The following is an 18,682-nucleotide window of genomic DNA, read 5'->3' on the forward strand; positions in this document are numbered from 1 at the left end:
TATGGGTGAATTTTCAGCGCTTTGGTAGCTGCGAGTCAAGGGCGGTAGCGTTGATTGCGAATAATCTATAAGCGGAAGATGGTGAAATGAAAAAACCAGTGTATGTAACAAGCCCGTTATTACCGCCTTTGGATGAGTTTACGCCTTATCTTGAAGAGATATGGGAAAATAAGTGGCTAACTAATAATGGCACCTTCCATCAGCGTTTAGAGCAAGCTTTGGCGGAGTATCTGGGTGTTCCGTACCTTAGTTTGTTTTCCAATGGCACGCTGGCATTATTAACTGCTTTGCAAACGTTACGTATCACTGGTGAGGTAATTACTACACCTTACTCATTTGTGGCGACATCTCATACATTATTATGGAATGGATTAAAACCAGTATTTGTTGATATAGATCCCGTCACATGTAATCTTGATCCCTCGAAATTAGAACATGCTATTACGCCAGCAACATCTGCCATTCTACCAGTGCATTGTTATGGATTGCCTGCGGATGTTGACCGAATTCAAAATATAGCTGATATATATGGCTTAAAAGTGATCTATGATGCGGCTCATGCTTTTGGTGTTAAAAAGAATGATGTCAGCATACTAAACCATGGTGATCTTTCTATTCTTAGTTTTCATGCAACGAAAGTATTTAGCACTATTGAAGGTGGTGCGATTATTTCTCAAGATGAAAAAACGAAAAAAAGAATCGATTATCTTAAGAACTTTGGTTTTGTTGATGAAGTAACAGTTGTTGCCCCTGGAATTAATGCAAAAATGAATGAGGTTCAGGCAGCATTTGGATTGCTTCAACTGAAACATATTGATTCAGCATTAAACCAGCGTAAAAATATCTATTCAAGATATTGTGATCTTTTGAAAGATATATCAGGAATTAAGGTGTTGAGTATTCCTGATAATGTGACTTGGAATTATGCCTATTTCCCTATTTTCTTCTCTGATACTTTCCCTAAGAAAAGAGACGAAGTTTACGATATTCTGAGGGAAAACAATATATATGCTCGCCGATATTTTTATCCTCTGATTAGCACATTCCCTATGTATCGAGGGTTAGACTCAGCTAAAGAAGATGGACTGCCAACAGCATCTCATATCGCGGACAATGTACTCTGTCTTCCAATCTACCCTGATTTGTCAGATGAAAGTATATTGGATGTTGTTAGATGTATTTCTGACTGTGTAAATTGAAAAATATTTTTAGGCAGAAGGAAATAATAGCATGAGTTATTGTTTTCAATAAAATATGATGATGCGGTATCTATATTAGTTAGCATTTTAGTTTTATCAGGAGATAGCGTTGATAAAATATGCGGTAATGCAACCTTATTTCTTTCCTTACATTGGCTATTTTCAGTTGATGGCCGAAGTAGACGTTTTTGTGGTTTACGATAATATAAAATATACTAAAAAGGGATGGATAAATCGAAACCGCATTTTATTAAATGGGAAAGATAGTACATTTAGCTTACCATTGAAGAAAGATTCAGATTTTTTAGATGTTAAAGATAGAGTGTTATCAGAGACATTTAATAGAGATGATTTAATCAACAAGATTCGTGGGGCTTATCGGCGCGCACCTTACTTTAAAAATGTTTTTCCATTGCTGGAGAATATAATAAATTATCGTGATGATAATTTGTTTAACTATATATTGTATTCCTTGGAAAGTATTAAGGGATATCTTGGTTTGACATGTGATATAAAAGTATCATCTTCTATTAACATCGATCATTCACTAAAGTCTCAAGACAAAGTACTTGCCTTCGGGAATGCCCTTGGTGCGAAATCGTATAGTAATCCACCAGGTGGTATTTCGCTGTACTCCCAAGAGGCCTTTTCTTTGCATGGAATGACTCTGAATTTTATCCAGCCAAATAACATTGTTTATAAACAATTTGATGAACCTTTTGTGGCTTGGTTATCAATCATTGATGTCATGATGTTTAATTCCAGTGATGAGGTACTGCACCTTATTACTAATGAGTATGAGTTGATATGAGTATTTTTAAGTGGAAAAAGTTAGGCAAGGTGTTTACCCCGCAAGATGTTAATGATCGGCTTTGGCTTAAAGAATTCGCACAAGCACCTGCAACTCTTATTTTTGATGACTTTGTTCGGGTTTATTTCTCTTGTCGCCCACCTGCTGATGAACAGGGCATGTATGTTAGCTATTCAGCTTGGGTTGATCTAGATCGTAATGATCTATTCAAGGTATTACGTGTTTCTGAAACCCCTATTTTACCGCTAGGGCAATCAGGTGAGTTTGACGAATTTGGTACCTATCCCGTGTCCGTCGTTCGCGATGAAAATATTTTTCGTGCATATTATGCTGGATGGACCCGATGTGAATCAGTCCCTTTCAATGTTGCTATTGGCATGGCCACTAGTGATGATGGGGACGTATTCCGCAAGGCTGGACCAGGACCCATTATTAGCTACTCTCCTGAAGAACCCTTTGTTATGAGTGGGCCAAAAATTCGCCGTTTTAATGGTGAATGGCAACTATTCTACATTGCCGGTCGTAGATGGAAGCTCGTTGATGGTCGAGCAGAGCCTGTTTATAAAATCCGCATGGCGGTATCGAGTGATGGAATAAATTGGCGGAAGATAAATAAAGACTTAATAAGCAGTCGAATTGAAGAAGATGAAGCGCAGGCGAGCCCGGATGTGTTTTATGCGAACGGTAAGTACCATATGTTTTTTTGCTACCGCTATAGCGAAAATTATCGAGGGAAAAAACATGGGTACCGTATTGGATATGCGTGGAGTTCCGATCTTATTGACTGGCACCGTGATGATGAAAAGGCAGGAATTGATGTGTCTGAAACTGGATGGGACTCGGAAATGATCAGTTATCCCCATGTGTTTGAGCTTGATGGTAAAGTCTATATGGCATATTTAGGCGATCAAGTTGGGCGCTATGGTTTTGGTTTGGCACAGTTGGAAGGAGAATTGCGCTAATGCTGACATGGCGTAAACATGGGCTCATCTACTCACCTCAGGCGCATCCACCCTTAATTGGTGGGGCAGGGTATGCCCAATCTCCCCAAGCCTTAGTATTTGATGACTTTGTTCGTATCTATTTTTCTACTCGCGAATTGGATGAGAGAAATAATAAATTCATCAGCCGAGTTTGCTATGTAGATATGGATAAAAATCTGCAGGAAGTCCTTAACGTCAGCCCGGAACCTGTCATTGCCCACGCTGAATTAGGCACGTTTGATGAACATGGTATCTTCCCTTTTAACGTCTTGCGCCACAATGGTGCTGTGATGGCTTGGACTACAGGGTGGAATCGCCGGGTTTCTGTTTCCGTGGATACGTCAATAGGCTTGGCAATTAGCCGTGATGGCGGCAATACGTTTCAACGGCATGCGACTGGCCCTGTGATGTCGGCCTCCTTACACGAACCTTATTTGGTCGGGGACGCTTTTGTTCTGCATATCGAAGGGCGCTTCCATATGTGGTACATCTACGGTGTGGGTTGGAAAAAGCAACAGTCGGATTCTCCACCAGACCGTATTTATAAAATTGCACATGCTGTTTCTGATGATGGCATCGACTGGGTGCGAGAGAGTAAGCCTATTATTGCCGATCGGCTCGGTGATGATGAATGTCAGGCGCTGCCTACGGTGATCAAGATTGGCAATCGCTATCATATGATTTTTTGTTATCGCGAATGTTTTGATTTCCGCTTAGGTGCCGGGCGTGGATATCGTCTTGGTTATGCCTGGTCAGATGATCTTATTACATGGCATAGAGATGATACTCAGGTGCCTGCCATTTCGGAATCGGGTGAGTGGGATAGTGAAATGCAATGTTATCCGCACCTTTTCCGATGTGATGAGAAGGTATACTTGCTCTATAACGGTAACGCATTCGGAAAAGAAGGCTTCGGTTTGGCTGAGTTGACCGCATGCAGCGAATGATTATACGTCAGAATAGCGCCACGGCGGAGGATATCGCATCGCATCTGCGTGCCTGCGATGATGAATTTGTCCGTTCGCTTGAGCACCGAGTTGAAATAGCGGCCTATGCAGATAAAATCGCTCGTCTTGCCCATTGTATTGAAGGATGGAGAGACGAACATTTGGTCGGCCTTGTTGCTGCATATTTTAATGTGCAAACAAGGATAGCATTTATTACTAATGTTTCGGTATTAGCGGAAGCCCAGGGAGTAGGTTCTGGCGGTATTCTGTTGGAACAATGTATAGCAAAAATGCAAATTTTAGGTGCGATAGAAATACGCTTGGAAGTTGAAGAAAGTAATCAGGTCGCCAGATGCTTTTATCAAAAACACGCTTTTATTCAGTCAGGAATTAGCGGCAATATCCTGCAAATGATCCGACATTGTGAGACGAGAACATGACAATCAACAGAAATTATGATCAAGAAATTAAGGATACAGCAGACCATAAGTACGCCTATAGTTTTGACTTTGATGTGATGCATCCTTTTATGGTACGTGCATTTACCCCTTTCTTTCGTCCAGGAAGTTTACTGGAACTAGGAAGCTTTAAAGGTGATTTCACTTCACGACTACAGGAAAATTTCAGCGATATCACATGCGTTGAAGCTTCCGAAGAAGCTATTTCACATGCTCAAGGCCGTTTAAAAGACGGAATAACTTATATTCACTCACGCTTTGAAGATGTTCAGTTACCTCGTCGTTACGATAATATTGTATTGACGCACGTGCTTGAGCATATTGATGACCCCATCGCTCTGCTTAAGCGTATTAATGACGAATGGTTAGCTGAAGGAGGACGTTTATTCCTCGTTTGTCCTAATGCTAATGCGGCTTCCCGCCAAATAGCCGTGAAAATGGGGATTATTTCCCATAATTCGGCGGTGACTGAAGCAGAATTTGAGCATGGACATCGTTGTACCTATGCACTGGATACACTTGAGCGCGATGCAAGCCTTGCTGGATTACACGTTGCCTACCGTTCAGGTATATTCTTTAAAGCCTTGGCGAATTTTCAATGGGATAAATTATTGCAAACTGATATTATATCAGATGAGTATTTAGACGGCTGCTATCAACTTGGTCAGCAATATCCTGATCTTTGCTCGAGTATATTTTTGCTGTGTGAGAGAAAATAATTAGTATTTAACTTTTATATTTTTTTAAAAATTAAACTCGTTAAGTAACTAAAGAAAAAAAAGAGAGTTATGCAAAACTACATTCGTGCAAAAGCTGCGCATCAATTTTATCGGGATGTATTTACAAGAGATCTTGAACTCGGTAATACTGGTAATATTCCATTGGGAATAATTGATAGTGTGATTAAAGAATTTAATTGCGATGCGTTATTTGTTGCCAGAGAGTTAAGTTCATATGATAGTGGTCTGCCACCAGATAGTGATAATGCATTAAAACAACTACTTGTGACAATTTCTCATGCTAATTTGAACTTTGATGAAAAATGGGGTGGCTATCAGAAAAAAATGCCTGATGAATATGTTTCAGGTATTCGTAATTCATTGGTTGGGATATTGAAATTAAATCCAAATATAGAATATCTTGTTATAGCAATTCAAATTTTATTTAGGATTGGTGATGTTGATTCATCGGTTGCTTTAATAAATAATAACTTTTCTTCATTAAAAAATTCTCCCGCAGCCTTCAGAATATTGTTGATGATTTGCATCATCGAAGAAGACTATGAACTTGCATTACCTTTAGTAAGAGAAATGACATCTAGTCAGCATTTGATAGGTGAAGATTTAATGACCTTATTAATGGTGGTCTGTACAATTTACAGGCTTGGTGGGTATCCTGATTCTTATATTAATTTCTCTTCGCTTTTAGATAATAAAGTTTTCTCTGTTCCTAGTGATAACTATGATTGGATAATAAGAAAAAACCACCAGAACAAAAAAACGACTATCATTATAGCTTGTGATGTTAAATATTACTATGAGCATACTATTCCTGCATTGTATTCAATATATGAAACAAATAAGGAACGTTTTAATGTTCATGTTCACGTTTACAATATTGATGAAGAGACATCTTTCGATATTAAAAGAAAAAATGAACAACTCCCTGAGTTAAATATTTCTTGCACATCGGAAAATTTTTCTAGCCCTTCAGGCATGATTATCCAATATACATTAAGGCGTTTTGTTTTTGCTGACTACGCTTTAAATGCATTAGATACACCCGTGTTAATTTTAGATGCTGACTGTTTGTTAAGAAAGGATTGGCTATCATCAATTCATGTAGAAGAATTTGACTTGATGTTAACTACCACTGAAAACACTCCTTTTTGGGAGAATGTGTCGGCAGGTTTTGTTTATTTAGGTGGTGGGCGTACGTCAAAAGACTATATTAATAGAGTTGCATCATTTATTCATACTAACTTGGTGAGCAACAATAATGTGTGGTTTTTAGATCAAGTTGCGCTTTCTGCTGCTCTTGATTATGTAAAAGATAAAAGTGATGTCTTCAGGATTAATTCATCATTCGTCTGTGACATTAGCCATACCGATTATTCATTTATGTGGGTGGTGACAACGATGAAAAACGTTGAAGGAAAATACTCTTCATATAAAAATTATCTTATTGATAAATATACTGTTAATTGATAATTTTCAGAAATCTTGTGTCGTTCCAGTAATATAAAACAGGAATGACACATTCCATCTTTAAACGTAGACAAAACGCTTAATTTCCTTAGTGTGGCCTGATTCTGGCAAGTAGGTAACATATTGATTAATTATGATTTCCTGCAATGAACGACAGTGTTGTTCCATCCGAAAACGTTAAGCTGTACATTATTTATCAGGCTCCTCTAAAATTATTATCAGTGTGATTGGCTTATGGTGAAAATATTTTGGTATTTGTAGGGCGATACTACTATCGGCTCCAGATAAAGTATAAGCGCTAGATAAAGTTTAGAGTTGCTGTACTCAGACTGACCACAAAGCAGCATTCCCTTTCTATAAAACGGCCTTTCCTCTGCCAGAGGTCTGCGCTAGCATCATCTCCCTACAAAAGAGAGACACATCACAGATCTTGTGTCGCATTGCACCCTCTGTACGGGCCATTTGTGTTTCTCTCCGCAGACTCCTTACTCAATCCTGCCATACATGGCATGAATAACCCTCCTTTTTTGACGCTATTCAGACGATTGGCTACCCTACCTAAAAGCATAATAGTGTCGATAACACTATCATCGTAGGTATTTGTCACTGTGAGCGATTTGTATACCGCCGAAGGCACAATGGATAAAAATTCCCTTTGGAAGCGCTATGTACCATTAGTGCGCCATGAAGCCTTGCGTTTACAGGTTCGTCTCCCCGCGAGTGTTGAACTTGACGATCTGCTACAGGCTGGTGGTATCGGCTTGTTAAGCGCAGTTGAACGTTATGATTCGTTACAAGGTACGGCGTTTACCACCTATGCCGTCCAACGAATTCGTGGTTCGATGCTGGATGAATTACGCAGTCGTGACTGGGCTCCACGCAGTGTACGGCGTAATGCGCGGGAAGTGGCACAAGCAATGCAACAGGCTGAACAGCAGCTCGGTCGTACTCCAACGGAGCAGGAAGTTGCGCAGACCCTGAATATCACGCTTGAAGATTATCGTCAGATATTGCTGGATACGAATAACAGCCAGCTTTTCTCTTATGATGAATGGCGTGAAGAACATGGTGACAGCGCAGAGGCGTTACTGGAAGGCAATGAAGATGCGAACCCATTGCATCAACTGATGGAAGGCAATTTGCGCCATCGTGTAATGGATGCGATTGAAAGCCTGCCAGAGCGTGAGAAGTTGGTGTTGACGCTTTATTATCAGGAAGAGTTGAACCTGAAAGAGATCGGTGCCGTTCTTGAAGTCGGAGAGTCGAGAGTCAGTCAGTTGCATAGCCAGGCGATAAAGCGCCTGCGCGTGAAATTAATGAACGATGTTTAATTGCGCTGCGTAGGAATACTGTTATCAAATATATCTTCAGTCACTGAAGCAGCAGGGCCATGAAAAATTTTGAATATTGATGTGCGTCTTGCATCAGTATTTACATGATTAATGTCACCTGTTTTTAGCACACCAGGCTCTCTGGCGTAATGAACGATGCTATCGCTTCACATTGAGGTTATATATTGTCACGGAATGGATTCATGCACCCATCAATTCGGAAGAAACAGCTCCTAAGCCGTTATCTGAAAGACTTCAAACACAGACAAACTAACTGTTCCCAGTGTGATAAAGAGCTCGACCGCGTTTCACTGGTATTTCGCAATCAGCTTATCAATAAAAAATCGATCGGCAGTATAGACAGGCTTATCGACGACGACATATGGTCTGGTCTGCAACAGGAATTAATCCCACTTTGCCGCTTTTGTAGCGAAATATTATGCAATACCACTGCTAGCTATTTCGATATTAAAGCGTTCACACAGTATCTGATTGAGCAGACTGAAGTCCGCCATAGCACGATGCGCGAGTATGTCATTCGTCTGCGGCGCTTAGATGAGCTGCTTGCCGCCAATAATTATCCCGCAGAAACGTTTTCCCGTCATCGCGATGGGGTACAGCAGCGCGTATGTGATTACCTTCCCGGTATTGAGCAAAATATCTACCGCAGCGCCTTACGAAAATACGATCAATATCTGGACTGGCAGCGGCATTTCTAACGTGCATCATGCGTCGTTCTCAGGCTGACATTGCCAAACCATGGGATACTGACTATACGTAGATGTTATGACAGTGTAAAAAATGCTTGCATTGCAGAGGCAAATTATTGCACTGTCATACTACTGAAATCATTCGGCACTAATTTTTAGGCAATGGTTAGCGGTAGTTCTACGATGCGATCAATCATTATTCAGTGGAATAGTTGTTGTCACAGTGAGGAACGCGAATGGTAATGTCCTTTTTTGGGCTTTATAGTCGATGTCAAGATTCTACGCTGCTGACTCGCCGATGCGAGGGACTTTCCTCCCACTTATTTTCAACACTACGCCATTCTCTTGTTCCCCAAAATTTCCGTTTATTTTCCTTTTCTATCCATGAACGCTCGGTCCGTTTTTCACTCGGCTCGTGGATGAATCATGCGTATTCTCCGTCCGCTATTGGCTTAATAAGGAAGCCTAACCTCGTTAGTGAGTTAAACGTCACGCGCTGTAGAACAGTGCGGTAAGTGAAACAAACTGTAAGGTGCCACTATGGGAAGACAAAAAGCAGTGATCAAAGCTCGTCGTGAAGCAAAACGCGTTATCCGCCGTGAGTCGCGTAGCCATCGTCAGCGTGAGGAAGAATCGGTCACTTCTCTGGTACAAATGGTCGGGATTGAAGCAATCGGAATGGCGCGTGAGAATCGTGATAATTCCGTTATTCAAGCTCGTACAGCTGCCCAGGAACATTACTTGTCTGCGATAGAAAATAAACAGTTGATTTTTGCCACAGGTGAAGCTGGCTGCGGTAAAACGTATCTGAGCGCTGCGAAAGCGGCGGAGGCACTAATCCATAAAGAGGTTGAGCGTATTATCGTTACGCGGCCAGTATTACAGGCTGACGAGGATCTTGGCTTTTTACCTGGAGATATTGCGGAGAAATTTGCGCCTTATTTCCGTCCGGTTTACGACATACTTTTGCGTCGACTGGGAGCCTCTTTCATGCAGTACTGTTTGCGGCCGGAAATTGCCAAAGTCGAAATTGCGCCTTTTGCGTATATGCGCGGGCGGACATTTGAAAATGCGGTTGTGATTCTGGATGAGGCGCAAAATGTGACAGTGAACCAAATGAAAATGTTCCTGACGCGTTTAGGCGAGAATGTCACGGTTATCGTCAATGGTGATGTGACGCAGTGCGATTTGCCTACTGGGATGAAATCCGGCCTGCGCGATGCATTGGAGCGTTTTGTTGAGGATGACATGATTGGCGTCGTCTCTTTCGGTAAAGAGGACTGTGTGCGTTCGGCGCTGTGCCAGCGTACGCTCCATGCTTATGGCTAACGTCTGTGTGGCTCGGGAATGAAAGTTTCTGAACCATCACCATCAAACACGCCCCTGATGTAAATCAGGGGTATCAGCGATAATAGTGGTGCACTAATGCCCCGTTTTGAAGATCACCTTATCAACACGGAAATGACGGCAACAGAGCGAGTATTCTCACTAAGAGTGACATATTTGACTTTTCATCGTTATTACTGATTAAGTATCTGTGCGTAAAGTAGTTCTTATTCCATACAGTACTCCTTTATTTATAATTTGGGCGTTATTAATGTAATCACCAATCATACAGCATTGCCGTAGAAATCAAAGTGAGGTTTAGATGATAACGGAGCCTTCTTAATCTCTATAAACCATATGTTCCGCACGTGTCCTGATTTTATTTTAATATTTAATTTTCTTGCATGTTCTACTTCAAGTAAGCTGCCTGGGGGAACTATCCCTTCAAATTCATCAACAGGAGATATTTTCGATATTGACTTAATGCCTCCTGTCAGCTTATATAAAATACAGTTATTCTCAACTTCTCCATTAGCGGTATCACCAAAAAAAGCTCTTAAAGAATATGGATTGTTGGTGAATGATAAAAAAGAATAATTTATCAATATATTCCCTGTTTCTATCATTTTTTTTTCCAGCTTATCAATAAGAGTGGAAAAAAAACACCTGCCATCTGTTCTTACAGCTCTATAGAAATCAAGCTCTGACGTCGGCATTTTATTTACTAACCTCTCTAAGGTTGTTTTTCGTTCTAGAGAATGGATTGAATAGAGTGGGGGATTTGGGGTGAGATATTTATTTATATATTCCCACGAGTCTGCAATGTAATTTCCTAGTGCTTCTTCTTCTTCATGGGAAATACAATAATTTGATTTGACATGGTCATCAAAAGACAATGACAGTCTTATTCCATATTCAGGGTAACCATCAAAAGAGAGAATGTTTTGCCAAAAAGTCTGATGCTCGCTACTGGATGTACTTTTTCTAATATGAAGGTCATCAAAGGATGCATTTATCATCATGATTTTCAACGAGTTTTGTCCTCAACAAGCATTGTGAATACATACTGGTAGTGCCAGATTGTTGAGTAGTATAAAAGGGTTGGATAAAGCGGAGCAATTTATGTTAAGAATAATTGAAGGGACCGGACCAATGTGAATCGCTGGCGCATCGACAAATTCACCCCACCAGCACATCAATATTTTGCGCTGTTCCAGATAAGTGGATCGGTTATAGGCGCGGCGCACTTCGTTGGTGTCTACGTGGGCGAGGGCGGCTTCAATCACATCTGGCGGGAAGCCTTCTTCATTGGCCGCTGTACTGAATATGGCGCGTAGGCCATGAGACACCAGCACACCTTTGTAACCCATACGACGCAATGCGGCATTAGCGGTCTGGCTGTTCATCGGCTGTTTGGGATCTTTACTGGAAGGAAACAGGTATTCTCGATGGCCGCTGATGGGCTTCATGGCGTCCAAAATGGCTAATGCCTGCGGGGGTAGGGGAATAACGTGCTCGCGGCGCATCTTCATGCGGCCAGCGGGGATCGTCCAGGTGTTATCTGTAAGGTTTATTTCGCTCCAGCGGGTCTCAGCGGCTTCGGCAGGGCGGGTAACGGTCAGTAGCTGCCATTCAATCAATAAGCGGGTCTGTAACTCAATGCTGGCGACCGATAGCGTTTTCATCAAGCCAGGTAATGCCTCTGGCCGAATGGTCGGCATATGGGTTTTCACTGGCGTCTGAAAGGCTTTGCGGATCTTGGCTGCGGGGTTAGCAGGAATCAGCCCAGAGTTAACCGCATAATCCATTACCTCGTTAATTCGCTGGCTTACCCGCTTGACGGTTTCCAGTTTGCCGCTGGCCTGTATCGGTTCCAACGCGGTGATGAAGTGACGAGCGGTAAGCTGGGTGATCGGTAAGGTTCCGATGAACGGGAACACGTATTTTTCCAGCGAGCGCCAGATATCTTTAATGGTGTTCTCGGCCAGCGGTTGAGACTTTTTCACTTCGTACCAGTCGGCGGAAACTTTGGCGAACGTGTTCAGGTTGATGGCTTGCTCTTGTTCGCGCTGCTGTTGCTGGTGGAATTGCGGATCGATGTCTTTACTTATCAGCGCCTTTGCTGCTTCACGCCGCTGTCGGGCTTCGGCCAAAGAAACTGCAGGGAATGAACCAAAGCTGATTAATGCACGTTTCTTCGTATCAGGGCGGTAATAATTAAAGCGCCAGATTTTAGAGCCGCTCGGTTTCACCAGCAGATACAACCCATCCCCGTCCTGTAGCGTGTATTCCTTTTCGGCAGGTTTGGCGGCTTTGATCTCGGTATTGGTCAGTGGTGTAGTTATACGAGCCATCGTAGTTATACGCTTTTGTAGTTATATGGGGCGGTATAACTAAGCGTATAACTAAATTTTCCGGCTGTAAACGGGGTATCCCGATAGATAACAGGCAACAAAAAACCCACAAACTCAGTGAGAATGCGGGTTTCTGTGGGGTTTCCGGTAGTAAACGATACTAACCGAAGTTGTATTTGGTCGGCACGAGAGGATTAAATAAAACAATATAATATATTGATTATAATTGATTTTTTTATTGCATTGTATCAGTGTATGCCTAAGCGTATGCCTAAAAGGTAAAGTCATCTTAGATGGAGGCAAAACACTGCTACTCTAAATTTCACCTGACTGAAGGGTTGCAGTAAGCTAAAGCCACCACATGGATTTAAGGGGCGGGCTGGATGATGAAAAACTGGTCAACGGAACACACGAAAGAAGTTAAAAAATGGCTGGATGTCGATACATATCGCGGATTTGAAGCGCTTCCGCTCATACAGCTTTACCATGAGCTATTAGCAAGGACACTGTTCTTCAAACCCTACCATGAAGAATTTGAAGCGAAAGCGGTCGGTCTATACATTGAACGGATTTTCAGTGGTAATCCTTTCCTCATTACTGAAAAACACCTTGGCTATCTCACAAGAGAAGATACGTTGTATCAGCCCCCACACTTCTTTTTGACGACAACCGAGAGGTTGGCTCAACTCAGCATAGTAGGTTTACAAAATTCGTTGTTCTTTTGGGATGGGAGTGATGAGTATTCGGTCAACCGCGAATTCTTGGATAGCCCTGTATCGGAAGTTTTGCCAAAATTGTTCAGGGATACGGTGATGGTAGAAATCGATCTATCCAGTGGCACTGACGAAGAAATCGCTGAATCCCTGAAAGCCGCACTTCCACAGTGGCGTAAAGTTCGGGGGATAGAGCCAGACATAACGGATGCGGTGCGTTTTGGCTATGGCACTATCAAGAAAATCATCAACTACAGACTGATACCCATGATCGACATTCTTGTATGGGCAAATTTGCACAAGGTTCGGATATCAGAAGATCGTCTTTCCCGCCTTCTTTACACGGACGATGATGATGAAGAACAAACCCGTCTTAACCATCAGATTAGGGATACGGACAGACCACTAGCTTTGAAGGCAGCGAGTATACAGTTCATCAGGCAGTTTCATCTGTTCATCAACAAAAACAGTCATCTCAAAAACATCAGAGTTTCAGACGTGATGAAAATCGCGGATTCTGAAAAAGACTGATGTCCATACCCCCGGCGATATGAAGGTCGCTCTTTTTCATGCTGATTCACTCTTATAGTCATTTCCATCAACGCAGATGAGGGAAATACCATGAATCAGCCATGCACACGTCTTATTCGCCTGTCGGAAGTGATGAAGAAAACCGGATTTGGTAAGGCTTGGATTTACCGTCTTATCAGCCAAAATCGGTTTCCCCAGCCAGTAAAGATCGGTATTCGTGCTGTCGCTTTTGTCGAAAGCGAAATCGATGAGTGGATTCAATTAACTATCCAAAATTCAAGAAACCGTGTCGCTTAAAGTAAAATGTAAAATTTAAGGCGAAAAACAGCGGTTTATTTTACAGAATATTTTACAGGTTTTCGGAGAGGCTTTTATTTAAAGGGTTTGATGCGTGTCTGGAGGTAATTGGTGAATACAATATAAAGTGTGCTACTGATAGCCTTCACACCCCATGTGCAAAGCAAGCATACTATGGGAGTTTGTCAGCAGGAAAGAGTGCCTCAGTGGTACTCCATAGATTAACATAAAGTAAAACCAGAGCAATGATTATTTTTAGTAATATTATCATGCTATTTATTATATTTTCTAAGGATTTAAAAATGCAAAGAGATTTACTAATCAAGAAGACGGAAGATAATATTAATTATCAAATAAAAAAATTAAATTTCTTATGTGCTATGCGAAAGCAAGAGCAGGTTAATTATATTAAAGATTTTTTAGAAGGTAAAAATAGAACAGAGTTAAGTGATGATAGTAGTGTGATAAATCAAATACTCTCTGATTCCATTATTAATTCAATGGCATCTCTTATTGATTATTATTGTGTTTATACCATGTTGAAAATGGGTATTATTGAAAAAAAGATAATAAAAGTTCAATATAAAAAGATAACTAATGATTATTTACTTTCACTATGTGAAAAACACAAGGTAGGAACTACTATTCAGTCGTTAAGAGAGCATTTCGATAGAGAGCTTTTTAATATTGGGGTAGATGTGGAAAAGGTAGCTGATTACTGGCCGTGTTTCTTTGCTAGAGCCTCTGCTGATATATTGCATGAGGTTGGAATTATAAATGATAAGAAAGATTTATTTTCCTATGATAAAGCATCTGATGAGTTTTCAATAAATGAGAATATAAGGAAATACTTTTATTATATGAACTTTATGTTCTGTAATAAATATTATTCACATGGTGTCAGATATAACATTTATGTTGATTTGAATAATTATTTAAAACATAACTCAGTCCCTTATGTAAAAGCAGAGCTTGATAATTTTGATGATGAGATAAGATTTTACTCTTTTTTTGAAATAAAAAACCATGAGTGTTTTTTTTTGAAATCGGGTCTGTTAAAAAATATTGTTGAATTAGATTTTAATGTACTTTATGATAATCTTAAAAATAAATACAATAGTAATAATAGAGCTGTTTGTTATATAGAGGAACTATGGCAGTTAGAAAATATTATTCGTGTTGACTCCCAAAATGGTTATGAAAGCAAAAATAAAAAATATTTATGTTTTTTTATTGACGGCGTTTATTTTGTAAAGACAAGGGAGTCAACTTTAATTGATGCAGCTAAAAGTCTACATTCTACATTAGCATCTTTTATCAATAACATAAAAAATGGAATGGATCGTGTTTTTTTATAATGCTTATAATTAAAAGATCATTTTCATTCAATTTCATATCAGGAAATGAAATATGTATTCATTTCCTGAGTCTATTAGGGAAGGATAATATGATAATTTTATATCATTATTTTAAAATTTCCTCCGAATGAAAATCCTGATAAAGCCAGTCCAGCCTTTCCCAAAGGATGAAGGTCAGAATTTCTTTAACTTGTGGCTGTTTGGTCTCGATAACGGCGTAGATCAACGCCCTGCACTGATCGATGATTTCTTCCTGCTCTAAAGGTGTGTTATCGAACATAAAACACCTCCGTAGCCTCTTGATGGAACTGATTAAAATAACACTTACCTGATTGCTTAATGTGCTGATCTTCAAGGTGGGAATTGCTAGACTTGCTGATAGCCATATCGTTAACTCCATAACGTTGTGGTTAGCCCCTGTTTGGTATTGCACTACCTTTCAGGGGCGAAACTGGTGATGAGAGTAATGTGCTTTTGTGATAGTGTACGTACCTATGAAATCCAGCATAGTTAAAAAGGTACGTACATGTCAACGATAAAACGCGATACAAAGAAATCTTCATCATTGGGGAAATCACCGACCTTCCAGATACGGATTTCGCCTGAGCTACGCGAACAGCTTGATGAGATAGTTGCAAAAGAAGGTGTCAGTCTCGGAAACTGGTTCAAAGAGCTTGCCCGTAAAGAGCTTCGCAGGCAGGGGATTGAGCCGAAGGGGTAAACTATAGTTTTTATATAAAAACTAAATAATCATTTTATGCTTACTATGAATGGAGAAGATAATCGTGCATGAGAAGTTGATACAGCTTCAAGAAAAGCTTGAAGGACTGCATACAGCATTGAAAGAGTTGAAATTCCCCCTAGATAACTTAATTGATAATGGTGATTATAATTTTCCTTTCCTCAACTCTAGTGATATCGTTTTCTTTCCAAAAGAGTTATCAGATAAGGTTTCTCGATTTAAAAAATATATTCCAACCGAAGATGATATTACGTCCATAGAATATTTCATACTAGCGATTGATAACTCTAAAAAAAATATTCCTTATCTCATAAACGGTAGTGCAAACGTTTCTGCCCCGGCTATTTACTCTTTTTTACTGTCGATGCTATTTATTAGTAATGGCATCAATGATCTTTTTTCTTTTGAAGTATTAGCTAATAAAGATTTACTGCCAAAAAAAATAATAAATAGATTAGATCTTTATAATTCTAAGCTAGATGAAATCCAAGGTAAGTCAGGAAATATTGACGAAAAAATAGATACTATTAACGAAGCGTATGATGCAGCGGAGGGACTTCCTACAACCTTAAAGAATTTAAGGGATATAAAAGAAGAAATTGATAATATAAAGATATCTTCAGAAGAAAATTTCTCTCTTACTAAACAAGCCTATAATAATTCAGATAAACTTCATAAAGAAATAGAACGTTTTCATTCTGAAATAAAGGACTTGAAATCAAATATTGAGAATGAAGCTAAAGAGTATATGGATGGTCTTAAGAATGAGGCTGAAGTATATATAGATAAATGTGAAGAAGCATTCAGGACTACGACCTCTAAAGGACTCGCAGGGGCTTTTGAGGATAAAGCAATTAAATTGAATGTGAGTATTCGATATTGGGTCGGTGGGTTAATTTGTGCTTTGATTTTAGGGGCTGTCGTTGGATATTTTAGATTACAGGCATTAGAAAGTTATTTTTCATCATCAGATACATCTATATTTAAGATGATAATACAAATATTTCTCTCTGCATTTAGTGTTGGTGCGCCATTATGGTTTGCTTGGTTGGCAACAAAGCAAATAGGGCAGAGATTTAAGCTTGCAGAAGATTATGAGTTTAAAGCATCAGTTTCTAAAGCTTATGAAGGATATAGAAGAGAAGCTATTCAGTTAGATGAAGGCTTTGCCCAACGGTTATTTGGTAATGCGTTGACCAGGTTGGAAGAGCCACCTTTACGATTTGTTGAAGAGGCCACCCACTCATCTCCTATGATGGAAATTATTTCTTCTGAAAACTTTAAGGATTTTATTAATTCAGGTGGGGAGAGGGTAGATGGTGTTTTACAAAAATTAGGTTTGCAGCGAAAAAAACAAGATGACGCAAAGGACAAAAAACCTAAGATAGACTCTGATGATGAAATCACTATAGCCGATGGCGAGGAAAAGTAAAAACAAGGGAGGATAAAATCAGCCTCCCTAATTTTTAATTATAGATAAGAGTTTTTTGAGGCTTTAATTTTATTATCTCAGACTGTTCTATAATAGAATCCGGTTATTTATACGGTTATCTGTCAGATCGTATCTGGCTTGAACTCCTCTCAGATTAGTTGCGTATTATTTCGTTTTTATGTGTAATCAAAAACAACACATCCATTTCCTGATGCGGCAATTTATTTTAGATCTAGGAATGATTTACCTTGCAAGTTATTAAGAACTATTCTAGCTTGTTTTCCTGAAGCAGAAGCTGCAATACTTTTTAAATCTAGTGCAGAAAATGGCCTTGCATCTAGAACCATTCCACGGCCTGATGCCTCGATACTTTTTAGATCCAATACAGAAAATGACATATATACTCATTTTTTAGATTACACATAATATGATTTCTTTTGCGGGATGTATTTTCTCTTTACGTAAGGCAGAAAAACGATGATACAAGTTTTTCATCAGTTGTTAACATCCTAGAATAAGAAAATCACTTGTAAAATCATTTCATTAGATGTTTTACTATGTTGACAGTTATTTAAAAATCATTAGAGCTATTTTTCTCTCAATAAGCGGGGAACGAGCATCATGCTTACGAATGAGAAAATTGATTATCTGAGTTCTTTGATATCCATATCATCCTAATCATTATAATTGCATCAATGGTCTTGTGTGTTCATTAACGATAATATGCAAAGCGCAAAACCATTGAAAAGGAAATTTATATGGCTAATTATGCATACATGACTATCGAAGGTAAATCACAGGGATTGATTTCTGAGGGATGCTCCACATTAGAATCTATCGGCAACCGATATCAGGCAGGGCATACCGATGAAATCATGATTTTGGCTTTTAACCATATGATGAGCAATGACGGCCATGCTGTTCATAATCCTATCACCCTGGTAAAACCTATCGATAAGTCAACGCCGTTACTGGCAATGGCATTGAACGAGCAAGAGAAGGTTAAAGTGTTGCTCGACTTTTACCGCACGACGCAACATGCCAAACAAGAGAAGTTTTTCTCGATTCAGATCAATGATGGACTCATATCAGATATCAATCTCGTCATGCCTAACATCATTGATGATGGTGCTGGCCTGATATTGGAGCATATCTCTATCAGATATAAAGATGTTACATGGACGCACCACAAAGCCGGAACGTCTGGTTATGCATTGTGGGAAATGACTAAGTTCATGAACTAAACAAGTGCAGGGGAGACCCTGCATTTACTTATCTTTATA

General features: G+C 39.8%; 19 protein-coding genes and 1 pseudogene. 16 read left to right on the forward strand and 4 right to left on the reverse strand.

The window, feature by feature from the left end:
* Positions 1 to 86: 86 nt before the first annotated feature.
* From JFY74_08340 to phoH, 10 genes are all read left to right on the forward strand, one after another.
* A complete protein-coding gene (locus tag JFY74_08340; protein QQG30019.1) occupies positions 87 to 1,199 on the forward strand; it encodes a DegT/DnrJ/EryC1/StrS family aminotransferase in 1,113 nt (370 codons plus the stop codon).
* A gap of 109 nt (positions 1,200 to 1,308) precedes the next feature.
* Positions 1,309 to 2,010, forward strand: a complete 702-nt coding sequence (locus tag JFY74_08345; protein ID QQG30020.1) for a WbqC family protein — start codon at positions 1,309 to 1,311, stop codon at positions 2,008 to 2,010.
* Positions 2,011 to 2,012: 2 nt separating this feature from the next.
* Positions 2,013 to 2,972, forward strand: coding sequence for a glycosylase (locus JFY74_08350; GenBank protein ID QQG30486.1), 960 nt, complete (start codon positions 2,013 to 2,015; stop codon positions 2,970 to 2,972).
* Positions 2,972 to 3,940, forward strand: coding sequence for a hypothetical protein (locus tag JFY74_08355; GenBank protein ID QQG30021.1), 969 nt, complete (start codon positions 2,972 to 2,974; stop codon positions 3,938 to 3,940). The genes JFY74_08350 and JFY74_08355 overlap by 1 nt, the downstream gene beginning before the upstream one ends.
* The gene (locus tag JFY74_08360; GenBank protein QQG30022.1) at positions 3,928 to 4,380 is read left to right on the forward strand and encodes a GNAT family N-acetyltransferase; all 453 of its coding nucleotides are present in this window, start codon (positions 3,928 to 3,930) and stop codon (positions 4,378 to 4,380) included. The genes JFY74_08355 and JFY74_08360 overlap by 13 nt, the downstream gene beginning before the upstream one ends.
* Positions 4,377 to 5,117, forward strand: coding sequence for a class I SAM-dependent methyltransferase (locus JFY74_08365; GenBank protein QQG30023.1), 741 nt, complete (start codon positions 4,377 to 4,379; stop codon positions 5,115 to 5,117). Before JFY74_08360 ends, JFY74_08365 begins: the two co-directional genes overlap by 4 nt.
* A 69-nt stretch (positions 5,118 to 5,186) precedes the next feature.
* Positions 5,187 to 6,605 (forward strand): hypothetical protein, encoded by a 1,419-nt coding sequence (locus tag JFY74_08370; GenBank protein ID QQG30024.1) that lies wholly within the window; start codon positions 5,187 to 5,189, stop codon positions 6,603 to 6,605.
* Between the two features lie 608 nt (positions 6,606 to 7,213).
* Entirely contained in the window at positions 7,214 to 7,936 is a 723-nt protein-coding gene (locus JFY74_08375) for an RNA polymerase sigma factor FliA (GenBank protein QQG30025.1), read from the forward strand.
* A 203-nt stretch (positions 7,937 to 8,139) separates the two neighbouring features.
* Entirely contained in the window at positions 8,140 to 8,655 is a 516-nt protein-coding gene (fliZ, locus tag JFY74_08380; protein QQG30026.1) for a flagella biosynthesis regulatory protein FliZ, read from the forward strand.
* A 531-nt stretch (positions 8,656 to 9,186) separates the two neighbouring features.
* Entirely contained in the window at positions 9,187 to 9,975 is a 789-nt protein-coding gene (phoH, locus tag JFY74_08385) for a phosphate starvation-inducible protein PhoH (protein ID QQG30027.1), read from the forward strand.
* 281 nt (positions 9,976 to 10,256) lie between these two features.
* Here phoH and JFY74_08390 read toward each other — a convergent pair whose 3' ends face one another.
* Positions 10,257 to 11,003 (reverse strand): hypothetical protein, encoded by a 747-nt coding sequence (locus tag JFY74_08390; GenBank protein QQG30028.1) that lies wholly within the window; start codon positions 11,001 to 11,003, stop codon positions 10,257 to 10,259.
* 135 nt (positions 11,004 to 11,138) lie between these two features.
* Positions 11,139 to 12,326: pseudogene (locus JFY74_08395) on the reverse strand (tyrosine-type recombinase/integrase).
* Between the two features lie 386 nt (positions 12,327 to 12,712).
* Between JFY74_08395 and JFY74_08400 the strand changes: the two are divergent.
* The 3 genes from JFY74_08400 to JFY74_08410 all read left to right on the forward strand — a co-directional run bounded on the left by JFY74_08400 (position 12,713) and on the right by JFY74_08410 (position 15,225).
* A complete protein-coding gene (locus JFY74_08400) occupies positions 12,713 to 13,570 on the forward strand; it encodes a hypothetical protein (GenBank protein ID QQG30487.1) in 858 nt (285 codons plus the stop codon).
* A 90-nt stretch (positions 13,571 to 13,660) separates the two neighbouring features.
* Entirely contained in the window at positions 13,661 to 13,867 is a 207-nt protein-coding gene (locus JFY74_08405) for an AlpA family transcriptional regulator (protein ID QQG30029.1), read from the forward strand.
* A 302-nt stretch (positions 13,868 to 14,169) separates the two neighbouring features.
* Positions 14,170 to 15,225: a hypothetical protein gene (locus JFY74_08410; protein ID QQG30030.1), complete on the forward strand. Its 1,056-nt coding sequence runs from the start codon at positions 14,170 to 14,172 to the stop codon at positions 15,223 to 15,225.
* A gap of 106 nt (positions 15,226 to 15,331) precedes the next feature.
* Here the strand turns inward: JFY74_08410 and JFY74_08415 are convergent, their stop codons facing one another.
* Positions 15,332 to 15,505, reverse strand: coding sequence for a hypothetical protein (locus tag JFY74_08415; GenBank protein QQG30031.1), 174 nt, complete (start codon positions 15,503 to 15,505; stop codon positions 15,332 to 15,334).
* Positions 15,506 to 15,751: 246 nt separating this feature from the next.
* Between JFY74_08415 and JFY74_08420 the strand changes: the two genes are divergently transcribed.
* Together JFY74_08420 and JFY74_08425 are read left to right on the forward strand one after the other, a co-directional pair.
* A complete protein-coding gene (locus JFY74_08420; GenBank protein ID QQG30032.1) occupies positions 15,752 to 15,946 on the forward strand; it encodes a ribbon-helix-helix protein, CopG family in 195 nt (64 codons plus the stop codon).
* A gap of 64 nt (positions 15,947 to 16,010) precedes the next feature.
* Complete coding sequence (locus JFY74_08425; protein ID QQG30033.1) at positions 16,011 to 17,399, forward strand: hypothetical protein; 1,389 nt, start codon at positions 16,011 to 16,013, stop codon at positions 17,397 to 17,399.
* Between the two features lie 221 nt (positions 17,400 to 17,620).
* Here the strand turns inward: JFY74_08425 and JFY74_08430 are convergent, their stop codons facing one another.
* On the reverse strand, positions 17,621 to 17,797 hold the full coding sequence (locus JFY74_08430) for a hypothetical protein (protein ID QQG30034.1): 177 nt from the start codon (positions 17,795 to 17,797) through the stop codon (positions 17,621 to 17,623).
* A 360-nt stretch (positions 17,798 to 18,157) separates the two neighbouring features.
* Between JFY74_08430 and JFY74_08435 the strand changes: the two genes are divergently transcribed.
* Positions 18,158 to 18,643 (forward strand): Hcp family type VI secretion system effector, encoded by a 486-nt coding sequence (locus JFY74_08435; protein ID QQG30035.1) that lies wholly within the window; start codon positions 18,158 to 18,160, stop codon positions 18,641 to 18,643.
* The last annotated feature ends 39 nt before the right edge of the window (positions 18,644 to 18,682 follow it).

This window comes from Pectobacterium carotovorum (genome assembly GCA_016415585.1).
Classification (GTDB): domain Bacteria; phylum Pseudomonadota; class Gammaproteobacteria; order Enterobacterales; family Enterobacteriaceae; genus Pectobacterium; species Pectobacterium carotovorum_K.

What these genes read in the sequence shown, in the direction of transcription:
- phoH (QQG30027.1), top strand. Translation starts at nt 9,187, where the DNA reads ATGGGAAGACAAAAAGCAGTGATCAAAGCTCGTCGTGAAGCAAAACGC.
- JFY74_08430 (QQG30034.1), bottom strand. Translation starts at nt 17,797, where the DNA reads ATGTCATTTTCTGTATTGGATCTAAAAAGTATCGAGGCATCAGGCCGT.
- JFY74_08370 (QQG30024.1), top strand. Translation starts at nt 5,187, where the DNA reads ATGCAAAACTACATTCGTGCAAAAGCTGCGCATCAATTTTATCGGGAT.
- JFY74_08435 (QQG30035.1), top strand. Translation starts at nt 18,158, where the DNA reads ATGGCTAATTATGCATACATGACTATCGAAGGTAAATCACAGGGATTG.
- JFY74_08420 (QQG30032.1), top strand. Translation starts at nt 15,752, where the DNA reads ATGTCAACGATAAAACGCGATACAAAGAAATCTTCATCATTGGGGAAA.
- JFY74_08360 (QQG30022.1), top strand. Translation starts at nt 3,928, where the DNA reads ATGCAGCGAATGATTATACGTCAGAATAGCGCCACGGCGGAGGATATC.
- JFY74_08400 (QQG30487.1), top strand. Translation starts at nt 12,713, where the DNA reads ATGAAAAACTGGTCAACGGAACACACGAAAGAAGTTAAAAAATGGCTG.
- JFY74_08415 (QQG30031.1), bottom strand. Translation starts at nt 15,505, where the DNA reads ATGTTCGATAACACACCTTTAGAGCAGGAAGAAATCATCGATCAGTGC.
- JFY74_08365 (QQG30023.1), top strand. Translation starts at nt 4,377, where the DNA reads ATGACAATCAACAGAAATTATGATCAAGAAATTAAGGATACAGCAGAC.
- JFY74_08355 (QQG30021.1), top strand. Translation starts at nt 2,972, where the DNA reads ATGCTGACATGGCGTAAACATGGGCTCATCTACTCACCTCAGGCGCAT.
- JFY74_08410 (QQG30030.1), top strand. Translation starts at nt 14,170, where the DNA reads ATGCAAAGAGATTTACTAATCAAGAAGACGGAAGATAATATTAATTAT.
- JFY74_08405 (QQG30029.1), top strand. Translation starts at nt 13,661, where the DNA reads ATGAATCAGCCATGCACACGTCTTATTCGCCTGTCGGAAGTGATGAAG.
- fliZ (QQG30026.1), top strand. Translation starts at nt 8,140, where the DNA reads ATGCACCCATCAATTCGGAAGAAACAGCTCCTAAGCCGTTATCTGAAA.
- JFY74_08340 (QQG30019.1), top strand. Translation starts at nt 87, where the DNA reads ATGAAAAAACCAGTGTATGTAACAAGCCCGTTATTACCGCCTTTGGAT.